16 protein-coding genes and 5 tRNA genes are annotated in these 19,667 nt (G+C 36.8%); 1 reads left to right on the top strand and 20 read right to left on the bottom strand.

Annotated features, from left to right (window positions below; all coding sequences use genetic code 11):
- Positions 1-4 precede the first annotated feature (4 nt).
- Positions 5-397 (bottom strand): START-like domain-containing protein, encoded by a 393-nt coding sequence (locus tag E1750_RS14845; protein ID WP_133277523.1) that lies wholly within the window; start codon positions 395-397, stop codon positions 5-7.
- 153 nt (positions 398-550) lie between these two features.
- Between E1750_RS14845 and E1750_RS14840 the strand changes: the two genes are divergently transcribed.
- A tRNA-Met gene (locus tag E1750_RS14840) sits at positions 551-624 on the top strand.
- Positions 625-800: 176 nt separating this feature from the next.
- Here E1750_RS14840 and E1750_RS14835 read toward each other — a convergent pair.
- The 19 genes from E1750_RS14835 to E1750_RS14740 form a co-directional block, all read right to left on the bottom strand.
- The gene (locus E1750_RS14835; protein ID WP_133277522.1) at positions 801-1,019 is read right to left on the bottom strand and encodes a hypothetical protein; all 219 of its coding nucleotides are present in this window, start codon (positions 1,017-1,019) and stop codon (positions 801-803) included.
- 50 nt (positions 1,020-1,069) lie between these two features.
- Positions 1,070-3,442, bottom strand: coding sequence for a T9SS sorting signal type C domain-containing protein (locus E1750_RS14830; RefSeq protein WP_133277521.1), 2,373 nt, complete (start codon positions 3,440-3,442; stop codon positions 1,070-1,072).
- A gap of 293 nt (positions 3,443-3,735) precedes the next feature.
- Positions 3,736-4,107 (bottom strand): hypothetical protein, encoded by a 372-nt coding sequence (locus E1750_RS14825; protein WP_133277520.1) that lies wholly within the window; start codon positions 4,105-4,107, stop codon positions 3,736-3,738.
- Positions 4,108-4,494: 387 nt separating this feature from the next.
- Positions 4,495-4,803 carry a DUF3467 domain-containing protein gene (locus tag E1750_RS14815; RefSeq protein ID WP_133277519.1) on the bottom strand — a complete coding sequence of 103 codons (309 nt, stop codon included), beginning with the start codon at positions 4,801-4,803 and terminating at the stop codon, positions 4,495-4,497.
- Between the two features lie 53 nt (positions 4,804-4,856).
- On the bottom strand, positions 4,857-9,170 hold the full coding sequence (gene rpoC, locus E1750_RS14810) for a DNA-directed RNA polymerase subunit beta' (RefSeq protein ID WP_133277518.1): 4,314 nt from the start codon (positions 9,168-9,170) through the stop codon (positions 4,857-4,859).
- Between the two features lie 224 nt (positions 9,171-9,394).
- Positions 9,395-13,207: a DNA-directed RNA polymerase subunit beta gene (rpoB, locus tag E1750_RS14805; RefSeq protein ID WP_133277517.1), complete on the bottom strand. Its 3,813-nt coding sequence runs from the start codon at positions 13,205-13,207 to the stop codon at positions 9,395-9,397.
- A gap of 257 nt (positions 13,208-13,464) precedes the next feature.
- Positions 13,465-13,836 carry a 50S ribosomal protein L7/L12 gene (gene rplL / locus E1750_RS14800; RefSeq protein WP_103806575.1) on the bottom strand — a complete coding sequence of 124 codons (372 nt, stop codon included), beginning with the start codon at positions 13,834-13,836 and terminating at the stop codon, positions 13,465-13,467.
- 119 nt (positions 13,837-13,955) lie between these two features.
- Positions 13,956-14,453, bottom strand: coding sequence for a 50S ribosomal protein L10 (rplJ, locus tag E1750_RS14795; RefSeq protein WP_133277516.1), 498 nt, complete (start codon positions 14,451-14,453; stop codon positions 13,956-13,958).
- A gap of 22 nt (positions 14,454-14,475) precedes the next feature.
- A complete protein-coding gene (gene rplA / locus E1750_RS14790; RefSeq protein WP_133277515.1) occupies positions 14,476-15,165 on the bottom strand; it encodes a 50S ribosomal protein L1 in 690 nt (229 codons plus the stop codon).
- 3 nt (positions 15,166-15,168) lie between these two features.
- The gene (gene rplK / locus E1750_RS14785; protein ID WP_073369722.1) at positions 15,169-15,615 is read right to left on the bottom strand and encodes a 50S ribosomal protein L11; all 447 of its coding nucleotides are present in this window, start codon (positions 15,613-15,615) and stop codon (positions 15,169-15,171) included.
- 66 nt (positions 15,616-15,681) lie between these two features.
- On the bottom strand, positions 15,682-16,233 hold the full coding sequence (gene nusG / locus E1750_RS14780) for a transcription termination/antitermination protein NusG (protein ID WP_133277514.1): 552 nt from the start codon (positions 16,231-16,233) through the stop codon (positions 15,682-15,684).
- Between the two features lie 10 nt (positions 16,234-16,243).
- A complete protein-coding gene (gene secE / locus E1750_RS14775) occupies positions 16,244-16,441 on the bottom strand; it encodes a preprotein translocase subunit SecE (RefSeq protein ID WP_133277513.1) in 198 nt (65 codons plus the stop codon).
- 16 nt (positions 16,442-16,457) lie between these two features.
- Positions 16,458-16,528 (bottom strand) — tRNA-Trp (locus E1750_RS14770).
- Positions 16,529-16,587: 59 nt separating this feature from the next.
- Complete coding sequence (tuf, locus tag E1750_RS14765) at positions 16,588-17,772, bottom strand: elongation factor Tu (RefSeq protein ID WP_133277512.1); 1,185 nt, start codon at positions 17,770-17,772, stop codon at positions 16,588-16,590.
- 54 nt (positions 17,773-17,826) lie between these two features.
- A tRNA-Thr gene (locus E1750_RS14760) sits at positions 17,827-17,898 on the bottom strand.
- An 86-nt stretch (positions 17,899-17,984) separates the two neighbouring features.
- Positions 17,985-18,065, bottom strand: a tRNA-Tyr gene (locus E1750_RS14755).
- 100 nt (positions 18,066-18,165) lie between these two features.
- A tRNA-Thr gene (locus E1750_RS14750) sits at positions 18,166-18,239 on the bottom strand.
- Between the two features lie 91 nt (positions 18,240-18,330).
- Positions 18,331-18,633, bottom strand: a complete 303-nt coding sequence (hpf, locus tag E1750_RS14745) for a ribosome hibernation-promoting factor, HPF/YfiA family (RefSeq protein ID WP_133277511.1) — start codon at positions 18,631-18,633, stop codon at positions 18,331-18,333.
- Positions 18,634-18,668: 35 nt separating this feature from the next.
- Positions 18,669-19,565: a tyrosine-type recombinase/integrase gene (locus E1750_RS14740; RefSeq protein ID WP_133277510.1), complete on the bottom strand. Its 897-nt coding sequence runs from the start codon at positions 19,563-19,565 to the stop codon at positions 18,669-18,671.
- Positions 19,566-19,667: the final 102 nt, after the last annotated feature.

Below are 19,667 nucleotides of genomic sequence, written 5' to 3'. Positions count from 1 at the left end.
ATTACTAAACCGAACCAATTACATGTTTCAAGTCAGAAATTTGATTTTCCCACAAAAGTTTAGCTTCCCCGATTTCATCTTTATCTGCAAAATCAATCACCATCAAAGAAACGTCCTTGGTGATTTCGTCTACCAAGATTCCTAATTCAAAATAAAATTCGGTGTCTTTATTGTTACCATCCACCCATTTGAACCGCACTTTCTCCCCTGATTTTTTCGAAGATAGTCTGGCTTTTTCTTCAGAATCATTCCAAATAAAAGTAAAAAACTCTCCCCTTGAATTGACATTATCCGCAAACCATTCGGACAAACCTGATGGCGTCGAAATATATTGATACAGTAATTGAGGAGATGAGTTTATAGGAAATTCTATTTCGTATCGTATTTTTGAATCCATTCTGTAGATTTAATTTTTTGGAAATTTATAGAATATAAAGCCAAAAAAAAAGCTTTTTTAAAAATATTTTTTTTTATTCAAGATATGCTTGTAACCTCTAATTAAATTTTTATATTTGCACCCGCAATCAGAGCTAAAATCTGTTTATCATTTGGCGAGGTAGCTCAGTCGGTTAGAGCGCAGGATTCATAACCCTGAGGTCGGGAGTTCAAATCTCCCTCTCGCTACAAAGTCCCAACAACGTTTAACGTATAGTTGGGACTTTTTTATTGGCAACAATAGTGTTGGATCTAGTCCAAAATCTGACAGAATATAAAAATGAAGTACAAAAAAGGTTCATTTAAACTAAAAATCCCTATAAATCTTTTGATTTATAGGGATTTTATCAAACCTTTTCGCTTCATTAAACTTGAATATTTTTGTTGTGTATCGCTCTGAACTTCATAAATACAAAGAACAAACCTACTAAGGCTAGCACCCAAACATAATCATCGATAGGTGCAGGAGGATCATTGCCTTCTAGTCCACCTCCAGCATCATTATCCCCTGGTTGGGCAAACAACACCATTGTAGAACAAAAGAAAACCGCTGCGATATAAAATTTTAATATGTTATTTTTCATTTTTTTGATTTTAAGAGTTATGATTTCGATACTTCCATTCGGCTAAGAATCTAGTTTTCTACTTTCTTGCTAATTTCTAGGTTATCTTCTGTGGTTACTTTTACGATTAGTATTTGATTGCTCGCTTTCAAATTCTGGATAGAACAGGTGTTTGATTTCATATTGTTGCGTTCTGCAACCAACCTTCCTTGTATGTCAAAAACTTTGATGTTGTTCATTGTTTTCGCTCCTGAGTTAACATAAATCCCGCCATTGTTTTTATACACTATCACGCTGTTATCTGCAATCGTTTGTGCGTTTACACTCAAAGTCTTTTGGAATTTCAAGGAGAATCTAGTATTATCCACTTCCGCTGCCGCAGTAAAATTGTATGCTCCGGCTTTCAAATTCGTTTCAGTTCCTGTTTTACTATCTACCAAATAAATGTCCTGATTACCTGAGAACAATCCGTCCACTTGATCAATGGCGATAGTATAGTCACCTGAAACATTTGTTTTAAAATTTAATGCTACAACATCTGATGCATCGAAATTAGGACGACCTTGAATGGTATATTCTTCGTTGTTGATGCTAGAAGTTAACGCAATTGGACTGTCATTAATGTATTTACCATCAATTCCATTATCGAATCCGTTTGTAGCTCCATCTAGATAACCTATCAAAGCTTGACTAAATGCTCCCGTGGCATTGGTCAAGTTCAACCAAATACGAGATTTGTCTTCTACTTTTTTGGTTTTAAAAAATAATGCGCTGTTACTTGAAGTTCGCATGGTATTTGTAAAATTCAATGCAGTTACTAATAAAGTATTTACAATAAATCCTTGACTAACTGCTATTGTCCCGTCAGGTGCTATATTATTTGGCGCAACGTTACTACCCGCAACACCTCCTACGGTGGTCCAAGTTGCATAAGAGGATGTTGTATTAGGTGTCCCATTTGTTTTTCTCCAGAAATACAAAGTACCATCTGCGTTTGGGTTTCCTGCCAAGAATGCAAGGGCACTGATGGTTGATGGATAAGGATTACCGACAGCATAGAACTCACCAGGAGTTAGAGGGTCTAAGGCGCCACCTATAGTAACTGATCCATTATTAGCAGTTCCTGTAAACACTCCAGGATAGACTAAAGTTTCGGTTCCAGCATTATAATTCGTTGAACCTTCATTTGGCATACGGATTAAATATCCTGTACCAGCAGTAAATGGCGTAGTTGATGGACTTGCCACTGCAGAATATAAGCCAGTACCAGTTCCGCTGGAAAGAGTATTGTCATAAGTATAAAACCTAGTCGCGAGTGTCGCAGGAGAGAAATTCAGCAGCGTTTGAGCTCCTGAAACCGGAGATGACCATAAAGTATAATCTTGACGGAATAAAGCATTGCTGTTGCGATTCACTATTGTGGTTCCTGAACCAGAGTTGGCGACATTGTTTACTTGAATCAAGTTGGCGTTGTTTTCAATAGTTAAGGTTCCGCTATTTACAATATCGTTTTGAACCGTCAGGTTGGTTCCAGAATTAATGGTAAACGATTTGTTAGCGTTTACTGTCAGTTTTTTGGCTGTGAATGTGCCGTTACCACCCTCAATGACCGGCTTTGTATTGTACGTTCCGTCGATGATGGCATCTACTGTAGCTATTGGAGCTCCATAAGACCAAGTAGTACCGTCCCAAGTTGTAGCGGTTGGAGCGTTTGCATATATACTAAAATCATCAACTGCTAAGCCATCATCTGCTCCTGTTGCATTAAAATCGTTGAATCTTAACCAAAAAGTTGCGCCAGAAGCAATTGACAAACCTGAGATTGTATTTGTAATGCTTGTTCTATTTGTTGCAGCATTTCCATCTTTTGCTCCTATCGATCCAGTTGTAACTGGAGCAGTAAAATCTAAATTATCTACATCTACCCAAGTACCTGTTGACAAACTTGTGGCATTTAAACTATATTGAAAATCTAATCTGTCAACTCTATTTGCTGTCCCAATTCTCCATTGTTCTCCTGTATAGGTAATAACCAATTCAGAAATAAAACTTCCAGAATTATTTGTGAATGAAACTCCTAGCGTTGGAACAACCGAACCAGACTGCAAGCCACCTAAGGCTCTATCTGTAGAACTTGTTGCGCCATAGCTATATGTGTTTCCACCATTATCCGAGCCAGTACTAGCAGCATAAGTCGCATTAGAACTAGTCCCTGTTTCTATAAAAGTCCAACCAACAGGTAGTGTAGTCACAGCATTTGCAATACCATTATTCACAAGTCCATCAAAATTTTGGTTATAGGTATTTCCACTCCCAAAACCTGTAATTGAAATCTGCCCCCAACTCAACTGACTATTCATTAATAATAAGGCAAACAAGACCAACCCTCCTTTGATTGTTGTTTTACTATTTGCCAGAAAAAAACCTAAAGTAAATTTGTTCATAATTATAGCTATTTAAAAATAATAATTGATTTGGAATGGTATTAAAAAAAATAAAAAAGATCTTTTTAAAAAAGCGCTTAAAAATAATAATTTCAAATTATTAACACAATTTTAGTAAATGAATTTTTGTGAAATTTTTCAGTTTTATTAAAACCATAATTTTTTCGTACAAAAAAAATAAAAATAAAATTTTACGCAGCGTTTTTAAGATTATGAAATGATTAAGAAAACCGAAATATGCCACAAAAAAAACTCCCGCCAAGGCGGGAGCGATTTCTCTCGATAAAATATTTTTAAACGGTGGCTATTTCAAAATTAACTGCTTTTTTCAAGAAAGCCTTGATTAACAATCTATTTGGCGCAGTACCCGAAGTCATAAATTCTTTTTTAGTGGTATCAGCAGAAGGAGAAACTTTCGCGTTTGGATCTTGTTTAGACCCCATAAACCACAATACAAAATTCATATTAGAGTTTGTTGCAGAATCCTCACGCTTTACTACACTATTTTCGCTACTAGTAGTAGCGATGGATAAATTAGAATCATTGTTATTTTCTGTTGCTGTCTGACCGAAAGCCGTTGACACTGCAAATAAAATAAAAGCAGCCACCACAACAGGAAGATTACTATTGTTTTTGTTCGCGCTTTGTTTTGAAAATAGATTCATAATTTTTGATTTAGGATAAATTGTTTCACTTATCTGAGGTCAAAACTAAATCAATACTATTCTACTAAAAAATATTTTCGATAAAGCGCCACAAAACTCGTTAAAAGCGCAAATTTAAGGTACGGAGTACAATAATTGTGGCACAGAGTGGCTTTAAACTGGCCCCGACCCACTTGCGAGTTCCGTGTTGCGAGTTCCGATTGTTTTGTTGGTATATTTGGTCAAGCAAGAAAAAAGTCTTCTAAACAGCTTGTATTTGAATTTAGCAAGCGGACTTTGATAGTTCTAGGAGGGGATTTTAACGAATTGCAAATTATTCAGCAACTGCTTAATAGAAAAGTAATATAAAAATAAAGGCTCCCGACGCGGCGGGAGCCTTTACTGTATTTATGCTTGTCCCGTAGGGCCAAAATTTAATGGAATGGGGAGTTGTTCCGTGTCTTTTATTTCGCCGTGTGCGACTTCAAAACGGTGAATGTTTTCTCCAATGGCATTCAACAACCTTTTGGCGTGTTGGGGTGTCAAGACTATTCTTGACTTGACTTTAGCTTTAGGAATACCAGGCATGATACTTACAAAGTCCAATACAAATTCCGATGATGAATGATTGATAATTGCCAAGTTGGAATAAATTCCTTCAGCTGTTTTTTCATCTAATTCAATATCTAACTGTCCTTGTTGCTGTTGATTGTTCATAAACCTATTATTAAATTTCTACTATTCCTATGCACCTCTCGAGTGAGTTAAGACTAATAAATATATTCTTCTTTACTCGCCATCATCTCGTGGTAATCTTCATTTGAACCCACAATCGTATTATCATATTCTCTCATACCCGTACCGGCTGGAATTCTATGACCCACAATTACGTTTTCCTTCAAACCTTCTAACAAATCGACTTTACCTGCTACAGCTGCTTCGTTCAATACTTTGGTTGTTTCTTGGAAAGAAGCCGCAGAGATGAATGATTTGGTTTGTAGCGATGCTCTGGTGATACCTTGTAAAACCGGAGTGGCAGTGGCAGTGATCACATCACGCGCCACAACAAGATTTTTATCAGTACGTTTCAATAGAGAGTTTTCGTCACGCAATTCACGAGGAGAAACAATCTGTCCTGGTTTCAATACTGCAGAATCTCCTGCGTCTTCCACTACTTTCATTCCATATAATTTATCATTTTCAACGATAAAATCTTTGGTATGAATTAATTGTTCTTCTAAGAATAAAGTATCACCTGGATCTTGAACTCTTACTTTACGCATCATTTGACGAATTACTACCTCAAAGTGTTTGTCGTTGATTTTTACCCCTTGCAAACGGTACACTTCTTGAATTTCGTTTACCAAATACTGTTGAACAGCAGCTGGACCTTGAATTCTCAAGATATCTTCCGGAGTGATAGCACCATCTGACAATGGCACTCCCGCTCTTACGAAGTCATTTTCTTGTACCAAGATTTGACTAGACAATTTTACCAAATATTTCTTAACCTCGCCAAATTTAGATTCGATGACAATCTCACGGTTTCCTCTTTTGATTTTTCCAAAAGTAACTACACCGTCGATTTCAGAAACTACTGCTGGGTTGGATGGGTTACGAGCTTCAAGCAACTCGGTAATTCTTGGTAAACCTCCTGTAATATCTCCAGATTTTGAAGAACGACGTGGGATTTTAACCAATACTTTACCTGCTTTAATTTTCTCACCATTGTCTACCATCAAGTGCGCACCCACCGGTAAGTTATACGAACGTATCAATTCACCATCTTTACCGTAAACCAATAAAGTTGGAATTAATTTTTTATTTCTAGATTCAGAAATTACTTTTTCTTGGAAACCAGTTTGTTCGTCAATTTCAACCATAAACGATTGACCTTGCTCTAAATCTTCGTAAGCAATTTTTCCAGTAAATTCAGAAACAATAACTCCATTATACGGATCCCATTTACAAATTGTGGTTCCTTTAGTAACAGATTCGCCGTCTGTAACAAAAATACTAGAACCGTAAGGAATGTTATTTGCACTTAATAAAATACCGGTTTTTTCATCGATTAACTTCAATTCAGTTGAACGAGATACTACAATATCAACAACATTGCCATCATTGTCTTCGCCTTTTACTGTTTTTAAATCTTCGATTTCGATTTTACCTGCGAATCTGGTAACAATTGCAGACTCTTCAGAAATACCTCCTGCAACCCCACCCACGTGGAATGTACGTAAGGTAAGCTGTGTTCCTGGCTCTCCAATAGATTGAGCAGCGATTACACCGACTGCCTCCCCTTTTTGAGTCATTTTTCCTGTTGCCAAGTTTCGACCGTAACATTTTGCACAAATACCTTTAGTAGCTTCACAAGTCAATGCAGAACGAACTTCCAACTTTTCAATTGGAGACGCTTCAATGGCTTTCATGTATACTTCGGTAATTTCCTCACCTGCTTCAACGATAAGTTCATTGGTCAAAGGATTGATAACATCTTGCAATGCCACACGTCCTAAGATTCTTTCTCCTAAAGTTTCTACGATTTCTTCGTTCTTTTTCAATGCTGAAACTTCAACACCTCTCAAAGTACCACAATCTACAGTATTCACGATAACATCTTGCGAAACGTCATGTAATCTTCTGGTCAAGTAACCCGCATCGGCCGTTTTCAAAGCCGTATCCGCAAGACCTTTACGAGCACCGTGAGTAGAGATAAAATACTCAAGAATCGAAAGTCCTTCTTTAAAGTTCGAAAGAATTGGGTTTTCGATAATTTCACCACCACCAGCAGTCGATTTTTTAGGCTTAGCCATCAAACCACGCATACCAGTTAACTGACGAATTTGTTCTTTGGAACCCCTCGCTCCCGAGTCAAGCATCATATACACCGAGTTGAAACCTTGTTGGTCTTCTCTAATGTTTTTCATCGCTGCTTCTGTAAGCTGAGCATTCGTAGAGGTCCATACGTCAATAACTTGGTTGTAACGTTCGTTATTGGTAATAAGACCCATATTATAATTAGCAGAAATACCTTCGACTTGCTCTCTAGCATCTGCAATTAATTTTGTTTTTTGTTCTGGGATTCTAATATCACCCAATGAGAAAGACAATCCACCTTTGAAGGCAAATTTGTATCCCATATCTTTCATACTATCCAAGAAAGCAGCCGTTGTAGGCACATTGGTCACGCTTAAAACGTGTCCGATGATATCTCTCAAGTTTTTCTTTGTCAACACCTCATTGATGTAACCTGCAGCTTCTGGCACTACCTCATTAAACAATACACGACCAGCGGTTGTTTGAATAATTTTGTAAACTAGATCTCCATTTTCATTATAATCTTTGGCACGAATTTTTACTCGCGCATTCAATTCTAATTTACCTTCATTCAAAGCAATATTTACTTCCTCTGCAGAATAAAAAGTCAAGCCTTCGCCTAAAATTTTAAGTTCTGGAGTAGACAAACGTTCTTTGGTCATATAATAAAGACCCAAAACCATGTCTTGAGAAGGTACAGTAATCGGAGCACCATTGGCAGGATTCAGAATATTGTGTGAAGCCAACAATAACAATTGTGCTTCCAAAATAGCTTCTGGTCCTAATGGCAAGTGAACCGCCATCTGATCCCCATCAAAATCCGCGTTGAACGCCGTACAAACTAAAGGGTGCAATTGGATTGCTTTTCCTTCAATTAATTTGGGTTGGAACGCTTGAATACCTAATCTGTGCAAAGTAGGAGCACGATTCAGCATTACTGGATGTCCTTTGATTACATTTTCAAGGATATCCCAAACTACTGGCTCTTTTTTGTCGATTATTTTCTTAGCCGATTTAACTGTTTTTACAATTCCTCTTTCTATCAATTTACGGATAACAAAAGGTTTGTACAGTTCAGCAGCCATATCTTTAGGGATACCGCATTCGAACAATTTCAATTCAGGTCCAACGATAATTACCGAACGAGCAGAATAATCCACACGTTTTCCAAGTAAATTTTGACGGAAACGACCTTGTTTTCCTTTAAGGGAATCCGAAAGTGATTTCAACGGACGGTTTGATTCTGTTTTTACAGCCGATGCTTTACGCGTATTATCGAAAAGTGAATCTACCGATTCTTGTAACATACGTTTTTCGTTTCTCAAGATGACTTCAGGAGCTTTAATCTCCATCAATCTTTTCAAACGATTATTACGTATAATTACACGACGGTATAAATCATTCAAATCAGAAGTAGCGAAACGACCACCGTCAAGTGGCACCAACGGACGCAATTCTGGTGGAATAACTGGAACCACTTTCATAATCATCCATTCTGGACGATTCTCGCGGTTCAAGTTAGACTCACGGAACGATTCTACAACTTGTAATCTTTTTAAAGCTTCGGTTTTACGTTGTTTAGACGTTTCGTTGTTCGCAGAGTGACGCAATTCATAAGACAATGCATCTAAGTCGATACGAGCCAATAAATCCATAATACACTCTGCTCCCATTTTGGCAACAAATTTATTAGGATCAAAATCGTCTAAATATTGATTTTCTGTAGGAAGGGTATCTAAAATATTCAAATATTCTTCTTCTGTTAAGAAATCTAATCTTTGAACTGACTCACCTTCTGGAGTTTTGGCAATACCGGGTTGGATAACAACGTATCTTTCATAATAGATGATCATATCCAATTTCTTAGATGGAAGACCTAAAATGTAGCCAATTTTATTTGGCAACGAACGGAAATACCAGATGTGAGCAATTGGCACAACTAGGTTGATGTGTCCTACTCTATCTCTACGTACTTTTTTCTCGGTAACTTCAACACCACAACGGTCACAAATGATTCCTTTGTAGCGAATTCTTTTGTATTTACCACAAGCACATTCGAAATCTTTTACAGGTCCAAAAATACGTTCGCAGAAAAGTCCGTCACGCTCTGGTTTGTGTGTTCTATAATTGATGGTTTCTGGTTTCAAAACTTCACCTCTTGATTCTTTCAAGATAGATTCAGGAGAAGCTAGTCCTATCGAAATTTTGTTGAATCTTTTTACAGGATTCTTATCTTTACTATTATTGTTTCTATTGTTCATCATAGTTTTTACTATTGATTTATTTGCAATTAAAAATTGATTTTGTACAGATGTTGCAGTGCAACGTCTCTATCCCACGGATTACTTCTCTAAACTTCAACAAATTTTGAAGTGCTAATTATACAGCTGTATAAAAAATCGGAACGGGTTACGGGTATAAATCCTGAAAACTAATTAAATATGCGTTTTTTGTAAAGACGTTGCAATGCAACGTCTCTACAAAAAAATTATTCTTCTAAACGAAGGTCAAGTCCAAGACCTTTCAATTCGTGCATCAACACATTGAAAGATTCCGGCAATCCTGGTTCAGGCATAGATTCTCCCTTAACGATAGCTTCGTAGGTTTTAGCTCTACCAATAACGTCATCGGATTTCACAGTCAAAATTTCACGAAGTGTACTTGATGCTCCATAAGCTTCAAGTGCCCAAACCTCCATCTCTCCAAAACGCTGACCACCAAATTGAGCTTTACCACCCAATGGTTGTTGTGTAATCAAAGAGTACGGTCCGATCGAACGTGCGTGCATTTTATCATCGACCATGTGACCTAATTTCAGCATATAAACAACTCCAACAGTTGCTTTCTGTGCAAAACGCTCACCAGTCCCACCATCGTATAGATAAGTGTGTCCGAATCTTGGCACTCCCGCTTCATCAGTCAACGCATTTATTTCGTCTAAAGAGGCACCATCAAAAATTGGAGTAGCAAATTTTCTACCCAAATTCTGTCCAGCCCAGCCTAAAACAGTTTCGTAAATCTGACCAATGTTCATACGCGAAGGTACCCCAAGTGGATTCAACACAATATCCACAGGTGTTCCATCTTCTAAGAAAGGCATATCCTCGTGACGAACAATACGAGCAACAATACCTTTGTTACCGTGACGTCCCGCCATTTTATCCCCAACTTTCAATTTACGTTTTTTGGCAACATATACTTTAGCCAATTTCAAAATCCCTGATGGCAATTCATCACCTACAGTAATCGTGAATTTCTCTCTACGCAATGAACCTTGTAAATCGTTCAACTTAATTTTATAGTTATGAATCAAATCATTCACCATTGTATTCGTTGTTTCATCGGCAACCCATTGACCTGTACTCAAGTGAGCAAAATCTTCGACAGCATAAAGCATTTTTTGAGTGTATTTTTTACCTTTTGGCAAAACTTCTTCACCCAAATCATTCATTACACCTTGAGAGGTTTTTCCGTTTACGATTAAGAACAATTTCTCAATTAATTTGTCTTTCAATTCAACAAATTTAGTTTCGAATTCCATTTCCAAAGCGCCTAAAGCATCTTTATCTTGGGTTCTCTTACGTTTATCTTTTACTGCTCTTGCAAACAATTTTTTGTCTAAAACCACACCGTGTAAAGATGGAGACGCTTTCAATGAAGCATCTTTCACATCACCAGCTTTATCCCCGAAGATGGCACGAAGCAATTTTTCTTCTGGAGTTGGATCAGATTCTCCTTTTGGTGTAATTTTTCCGATAAGAATATCGCCAGGTTTTACCTCAGCACCAATTCTAATCATACCGTTTTCATCTAAATCTTTGGTAGCTTCTTCAGAAACGTTTGGAATATCATTAGTTAATTCTTCGTTACCTAATTTAGTATCTCTCACTTCCAATGAATAATCATCGACGTGAATAGAGGTAAATATATCGTCACGAACTACTTTTTCAGAAATCACAATCGCATCCTCGAAGTTGTACCCTTTCCAAGGCATGAACGCTACTTTAAGGTTACGACCTAAAGCTAATTCACCATTTTGGGTGGCATATCCTTCTGATAATACTTGTCCTAGCACCACTCTGTCCCCTTTTCTTACGATAGGTTTCAAGTTGATACTTGTGCTTTGATTGGTTTTTCTAAATTTAATTAAATTGTATGTTTTTTCATCAGGCTCAAAACTTACCATTCTTTCTTCTTCAGAACGATCGTATTTGATGGTGATGATATTAGCATCGACATATTCCACAGTTCCAGGTCCTTCAGCATTGATTAAGACTCTAGAATCTGAAGCTACTTGACGCTCTAAACCAGTTCCAACAATAGGAGCTTCAGGACGCAATAATGGTACGGCCTGACGCATCATGTTCGATCCCATCAACGCTCTATTCGCATCATCGTGTTCCAAGAAAGGAATCAATGAAGCTGAAATCGAAGCAATTTGATTAGGAGCAACGTCAGCATAATCTACTTGTGATGGATCGATTACTGGGAAATCCCCTTCTTGACGGGCAATTACGTTGTCGGCAAGAATTTTTCCAACAGCATCCATTTCAATGTTTGCTTGTGAAATCATCATACCTTCTTCTTCCTCTGCGCTCAAGTAAACAGGAGTCGATTCTAAATCTACCACCCCTTTTGTTACTTTACGATACGGAGTTTCAATGAAACCCATTCCGTTAACTTTAGCATAAACACCAAGCGATGAAATCAAACCAATGTTTGGTCCCTCAGGAGTTTCAATTGGACATAAACGTCCGTAGTGCGTATAGTGAACGTCACGAACCTCAAATCCAGCTCTCTCTCTCGAAAGTCCACCTGGTCCAAGTGCAGATAACCTTCTTTTGTGTGTAATCTCGGCCAATGGATTCGTTTGATCCATAAACTGTGACAACTGGTTTGTTCCAAAGAAAGAGTTGATCACCGATGATAATGTTTTGGCATTAATCAAATCGATCGGTGTAAACACCTCGTTATCTCTAACGTTCATTCTCTCGCGAATGGTTCTTGCCATACGAGCCAAACCAACACCAAATTGTTGAGAAAGTTGTTCGCCAACTGTTCTAACACGACGGTTTGACAAGTGATCGATATCATCAATATCAGCTTTCGCATTTATTAATTCAATCAAATATTTCACTATGGTAATGATGTCTTCTTTGGTAAGCACTTGCTTTTCCATTGGAGTATCCAAACCAAGTTTTTTGTTAATTCTATAACGACCTACTTCACCTAAGTTATAACGTTGGTCAGAGAAGAATAATTTATCTATAATGCCACGAGCAGTTTCTTCATCAGGCGGTTCTGCGTTACGCAATTGTCTGTAGATGTGCTCAACGGCTTCTTTTTCAGAATTGGTTGGATCTTTTTGAAGCGTGTTGTGAATGATAGAATAATCAACTGCATTGCTATCTTCTTTGTGCAACAAAATAGATTTTACGTTAGAATCAATGATTTCTTCCACATTATCTTTGTCGATAATTGTGTCACGGTCAAGGATTATTTCGTTACGTTCGATAGAAACCACTTCGCCAGTGTCTTCATCCACGAAATCTTCGTGCCAAGTGTTCAAAACACGAGCAGCTAATCGTCTACCGATATATTTTTTAAGTCCCGTTTTAGATACTTTAATTTCTTCGGCTAGGTCGAAAATCTCAAGGATATCCTTATCTCTTTCGAAACCGATAGCCCGGAATAAAGTAGTTACAGGTAATTTTTTCTTTCTGTCGATATAAGCGTACATAACGCTATTGATATCGGTTGAAAATTCTATCCAAGATCCTTTGAAAGGAATTACTCTGGCAGAATATAGTTTTGTTCCATTGGCGTGGAATGATTGGCCAAAGAAAACCCCAGGCGAACGGTGCAATTGAGAAACAACAACACGCTCGGCACCATTGATTACAAAAGTACCTGAAGGAGTCATGTACGGTATTGTTCCTAGATAAACATCTTGAACAATAGTTTCAAAATCTTCGTGCTCTGGATCTGTACAATATAGTTTTAATCTTGCTTTTAAAGGCACACTATAGGTAAGCCCTCTTTCGATACATTCTTGAATTGTATAACGCGGTGGATCTACAAAGTAGTCAAGAAATTCTAATACAAAGTTATTCCTTGTATCTGTAATTGGGAAGTTTTCCATGAAGGTGTTGTATAACCCTTCGTCGCCTCTTTCGTCAGATTTGGTTTCCAATTGGAAGAAATCTTTAAACGATTTTACCTGAACATCCAGAAAATCTGGGTATTGAGGAATGTTTTTTGTGGAGGCAAAATTCAATCTTTCAGTCTGATTTGTTATCATCAATGGACAAAATTTTGATTAAAAAAAAGTAATTTTTTTGTGTAAATACACGGGGTAATCTCTACTTTCTTTTTACAATCAACACCTCTTAAAAATGAACCAAGTTCGCTCATTTCTGTCTTCGTATTGATAAAAAGTTTTTTTCGTATTATACTATTTAAGATAAATTTTAGAGTATAATTTTATTATACGAAAAATGGTTTAGGCCATTGGATTCGTATCCAAGACCTAAACCTAATTCTCTAAAGTGGAGTGAATTATTTTAATTCAACAACAGCTCCAGCTTCTTCTAAAGATTTTTTAAGACCTTCAGCTTCATCTTTAGAAACACCTTCTTTGATGTTTGATGGAGCAGAATCAACTAAATCTTTTGCTTCTTTAAGACCTAAACCTGTCAATTCTTTTACTGCTTTTACAACAGCTAATTTAGAAGCACCAGCTTCTTTCAATACTACTGTAAATTCAGTTTGAGCCTCTTCAGCAGCAGCTTCTCCGCCACCAGCGGCAACTACTACAGCTGCAGCAGCTGGTTCGATTCCGTACTCATCTTTTAATATTGTTGCTAATTCGTTAACTTCTTTTACTGTAAGATTAACTAATTGTTCTGCGAATTGTTTCAAATCTGCCATTTTTTCTATCGTTTTAAAATGATTTGTAAAATATTATTGTTTATTGTGCGCGTTTTAATGCACTTAATTTTTTTATTATTTAGAAATCTAAAATCAGAACTCTAAACTCTAAAATTGAATTAAGCAACCTCTTCTTCTTTTGCGAATTGGTTTTGAAGAGCAGAAATAACTCTTTGAGCTGGTGATTGAAGTAATCCAATGATTTCGCCGATAAGTTCTTCTTTCGATTTGATAGTTGCCAAGGCATCTAATTGATCGTCTCCAATGTAAACTTCTGCATTGATGTAAGCCCCTTTCAAAATTGGCTTAGCATTCTTTTTGCGGAAATCTTTGATTATTTTTCCAGGAGCGTTAGCTACATCAGCTATGAAAATAGCGCTATTACCTGTCAATACAGATGGTAAGTCACCATAATCATTATCCGAAGCTTCCATTGCTTTTGCAAGCAAAGTGTTTTTAACTACCTCGATTTTGATACCTGCTTTAAAGCAAGCTCTTCTTAAGTTTGAAGTTGTTTCTGCGTTTAGCCCGGAAATATCAGATACATAAATAATATTTGTACCAGCTAACTGTGCAGTTAAATCTTCAATCGCGATTGATTTTTCTTCTCTAGTCATACTAAAAATTTTTAACTACCAATTATACTGCTTTAGGGTCCAAAGCAATTGCTGGACTCATTGTGCTAGTAAGGTAAATACTTTTGATGTAAGTTCCTTTAGCCGCAGTTGGTTTAAGTTTGATTAATGTTTGAATAATTTCGTGAGCGTTATCTACAATTTTATCAGCTTCGAAAGAAATTCTTCCGATACCTGCATGTATGATACCTGTTTTGTCCACTTTAAAGTCGATTTTACCAGCTTTAACTTCAGCTACTGCTTTAGCAATTTCCATAGTTACAGTACCAGTTTTAGGGTTTGGCATTAAACCTCTAGGTCCTAAAATACGACCTAATGGACCTAATTTACCCATTACACTTGGCATGGTGATGATTACATCAACATCTGTCCAACCGTCTTTAATTTTTTGTAAATAATCATCAAGACCTACATAGTCTGCTCCAGCTTCTTTAGCTTCCGCTTCTTTATCTGGAGTAACCAATGCCAATACTTTTACATCTTTACCAGTTCCGTGAGGTAATGTTACAACACCTCTTACCATTTGATTCGCTTTTCTAGGATCAACACCTAAACGTACAGCGATATCAACAGACTCATCAAATTTTGCAGAAGCAACAACTTTAATTAATGCAGCAGCATCTTTCAAAGTGTATAATTTGTTCTTTTCAATTTTTGAAGCAGCCTCTTTTTGCTTTTTTGTCAATTTTGCCATGTCTTACGCTTGTTTTAGAGGAGAATCTCCAGTTACAGTTATACCCATAGATCTAGCCGTTCCTGCGATCATGCTCATAGCAGACTCGATTGTGAATGCATTTAAATCAACCATCTTGTCTTCCGCAATTGTTTTGATAACATCCCAAGTAACGCTAGCTACTTTCTTACGATTTGGTTCTCCTGAACCAGATTTAAGCTTTGCTGCATCCATTAACTGAACAGCAGCAGGTGGTGTTTTTACAACAAAATCGAAAGATTTGTCTTTATACACTGTAATTTGCACTGGGCAAACTTTACCTGGTTTATCTTGGGTTCTAGCATTAAATTGCTTACAGAACTCCATGATATTAACACCAGCAGCACCTAAAGCAGGTCCAACCGGTGGCGACGGGTTCGCAGCACCTCCCTTAACTTGTAGTTTAACTACTTTACTAATCTCTTTAGCCATTTTTTTTAAAATTTAACACATTAACAGTGGAAGCGAAAATGTGGTTTATTATAGATGTAACAAAAATTATACTTTTTCAACTTGCAAAAACCCTAATTCTAATGGTGTTTTTCTTCCGAAAATTTTCACCATCACTTCAAGTTTACGCTTTTCTTCATTGATTTTCTCAACCGTTCCATTGAAACCATTGAAAGGACCATCAATAACCTTTATTGTCTCACCCAAAGTGAATGGAACAGCACGAGTATCGGTATTTACAGCCAATTCATCTACTTTTCCTAACATTCTGTTGACCTCAGATAGTCGAAGAGGAACAGGTTCCCCTCCTTTAGTTTCCCCTAAAAATCCGATAACACTTGTTGTAGACTTAATAATATGAGGAATCTCTCCAACTAGGTTCGCTTCGATCATTACATAACCAGGAAAATACACTTTGTCTTTCACAAGTTTTTTTCCTTCTTTTACGGTCACTATTTTTTCAGTAGGAACTAGAACTTGCGAAACATAATCGGTCATCTCCAATCTTGCGATTTCGGTTTCGATATAGGCTTTCACTTTGTTCTCTTGTCCACTTACTGCTCGAACAACGTACCATTTTTTCAAATTATTATCTGCCATAACAAAAAAATTACGCTTTTAGCCAGGTGAAAAATTTATCCAAAATATTTGCAAACATTTCATCAACTCCCCAAGTTGCCAAAGCAAATAATACGGAGAAAAGAGCAACAACAATCGTTAGACGTTGTACTTCAGCCCAAACTGGCCAAGTCACATTTGATTTTAATTCTTCAAATGCTTCTGATATATAATTAACAACTTTTGTCATTATGATTTAATTTTTGCACGGGCGGAGGGATTCGAACCCCCATCAACGGTTTTGGAGACCGCTATTCTACCCTTGAACTACGCCCGTTCGTTAAAAGCCAGTTCCAATAAAAATCGGAACTGGCTTTATAAACATTATAAATATTACTATAGTATTTCAGTTACCTGACCAGCACCTACAGTTCTACCACCCTCACGGATAGCAAAACGTAAACCTACGTTCATAGCGATTGGGCTTAACAAAGAAACTTCAATAGTTAAGTTATCCCCTGGCATTACCATCTCTACTCCAGCTGGCAATGTAATAACTCCAGTTACGTCAGTTGTACGTACGTAGAACTGTGGACGGTAGTTATTATGGAATGGAGTGTGACGACCACCTTCTTCTTTTTTCAAGATATACACCTCAGCTTTGAAGTGGTTGTGTGGTTTTACAGATCCTGGTTTAATGATAACCATACCTCTTTTGATATCTGCTTTATCGATACCTCTTAAAAGTAATCCAACGTTATCTCCAGCTTCACCTCTATCAAGGATTTTACGGAACATTTCAACTCCTGTAATTGTAGAAGTCAATTTTTCAGCACCCATACCAATGATTTCAACTGGATCTCCTGTATTAGCAATACCTGTTTCGATACGACCTGTAGCAACAGTTCCACGACCAGTAATTGTAAATACGTCCTCAACCGGCATCAAGAATGGTTTTGCTGTATCACGAAGTGGCTCTTCAATCCAAGCATCAACAGCATCCATCAATTCGATAATTTTTGGTACCCAAGCTGGATCGTTATTCAATCCACCAAGTGCGGAACCTTGAATTACTGGACAGTTGTCTCCATCATATTCGTAGAAAGATAATAAATCTCTAATTTCCATTTCAACAAGCTCTAACAACTCCTCATCATCAACCATATCCACTTTGTTCATGAATACAACCATTCTAGGAATACCTACTTGACGACCTAATAGGATGTGCTCACGTGTTTGTGGCATTGGTCCGTCAGTTGCAGCAACCACAAGGATAGCACCGTCCATTTGAGCAGCACCAGTTACCATGTTTTTTACGTAATCCGCGTGACCTGGACAGTCAACGTGTGCGTAGTGACGGTTAGCAGTTTCATACTCAACGTGAGATGTATTAATTGTAATACCTCTTTCTTTTTCTTCTGGAGCATTATCAATTTGATCAAATGATTTTGCTTGACAGTAACCAGCATCAGATAACACTTTAGTTATTGCTGCAGTTAAAGTTGTTTTTCCGTGATCCACGTGCCCAATTGTTCCAATGTTTAAGTGGGGCTTACTACGGTTAAAGGTTTCTTTTGCCATTTTACTTAATTTTTAATCTTAGTTATTATTAGTGTTCAATTTTATACTACTTTGAGCCAACTACGGGAATTGAACCCGTGACCTCTTCCTTACCAAGGAAGCACTCTACCCCTGAGCTAAGTCGGCAGAATCCTTGATTTAAGAGTTTAGATTTTAAATTTTAGATTTTTTTAATCTACAATCTAAAATCCGAAATCTAAAATTCATTCTAGTGGGGAGAGCAGGATTCGAACCTGCGAAGTTCACACAGCAGATTTACAGTCTGCCCTCGTTGGCCGCTTGAGTATCTCCCCCTTTTTTTATGATTGCAGATTTATGATTGAGGATCAGTGATTTTTGATTTTCAAAGAATCTGAAATCTAAAATCGTTAATCTAAAATCTTACATCTATTGAGCCGGCGGAGGGACTCGAACCCACGACCTGCTGATTACAAATCAGCTGCTCTAGCCAACTGAGCTACGCTGGCAATTTCAATAAAAAAAGTCCGCTATTTCTAACGGACTGCAAATGTATATCTTTTTGTTTTTGAATCAAAACAATTTTATAAAAAATTTAGATTAAATATGTGTATTGATTTTTTCTTTTCTTTTTACAAGCAATCGTTCTACCGATTCTGCCGCAATATCTACTGCTTCTTCAAATGTTTTACACTGTTTTTTTACTAAAAAATCATCGCCTGGAACAATAATTTTCATCTCAACAATTTTATTTTCCTTGTCACTTGTCTTTTCTACTTTCAAATAAACGTCAGAAGATACTACTTTGTCGTAATATTTTTCTAATTTGACCATTCTTTCTTGAATAAAATCGACTAGCTTTCTGTCAACATTAAAGTTAACCGCGTGAACATCTACCTTCATAATCTAATTTTTTAGGTGGTTAAACATTTCTCGAATTATTTTTGATTTCTCGGATGTGCCTCTCCATACACTTTCTTGAGTTCTGATAAACTACTATGGGTATATATTTGTGTGGATGCCAAACTAGAATGTCCTAATAATTCTTTTACTGAATTTAAATCGGCTCCGTTATTTAAAAGATGGGTCGCAAATGAATGTCTTACAATATGAGGACTTCTTTTTACCTTGGCGGAGACTTGACTAAAGTAAGTATTTATTAATCGATAAACAAACGAATCACTCAACTTTAACCCTTTTTTTGTGAGAAAAAAAAAGTCCAGATCGCTAACTTTCTCTAAACCTGCTCTTTCATTTAAATATGAACTCAATTCTTCGCAAACAACTGGCAAAAGCGGAAGAATTCTTTCTTTGTTCCTTTTCCCCAATACCTTTATAGTGCGGTTTGCAGTATTTACATTTCCTATTTTTATATGAATTAATTCTGTTCTCCGAATCCCCGTGGTATAAAATAAGTCAATAATCAACTTATCTCGTATCGCTTCGAAGCCTACCGGATTAGCGAACTGCTTCAAAACTTCGACTACTTCATTTTCTGAAAATGGAATTTGAAGTATTTTGGGCGTTTTTAATGCCTTATGTTTAAGGAGTGGATTAACCTCTATTTGCTTGGTCTTTAATAGAAATTTATAATAGGATTTTAAGGATTGCATCTTCCTATTAATAGATACATTCGAAATGGCATCGTCAACCAGTGAAACAATCCAACTTCGTATTTGACTGTAGTTTGCCTGATCGATAGTATCTTGATCAAATTGATTCTTATTAAATGACTCAAAGAAGTTAATGTCATTCAAATACGCATTTACGGTATGAGGAGAATATTTTTTCTCCAATTGTAAGTAATCTCTAAATGCGTCCTTATTATTAACCATAAAAAAAACCGTTAGTATCAAAGGTATTAAACTTTAATGACTAACGGTACTTTATTACTGTAGAAAATAATTAACTATTACCCGTTGGGTGTAATTCAATTT

The organism is Flavobacterium nackdongense (assembly GCF_004355225.1).
GTDB lineage: Bacteria > Bacteroidota > Bacteroidia > Flavobacteriales > Flavobacteriaceae > Flavobacterium > Flavobacterium nackdongense.
Note: the sequence above shows the minus strand (reverse complement) of the source record. Positions and strands in the feature narration are given on the sequence as shown.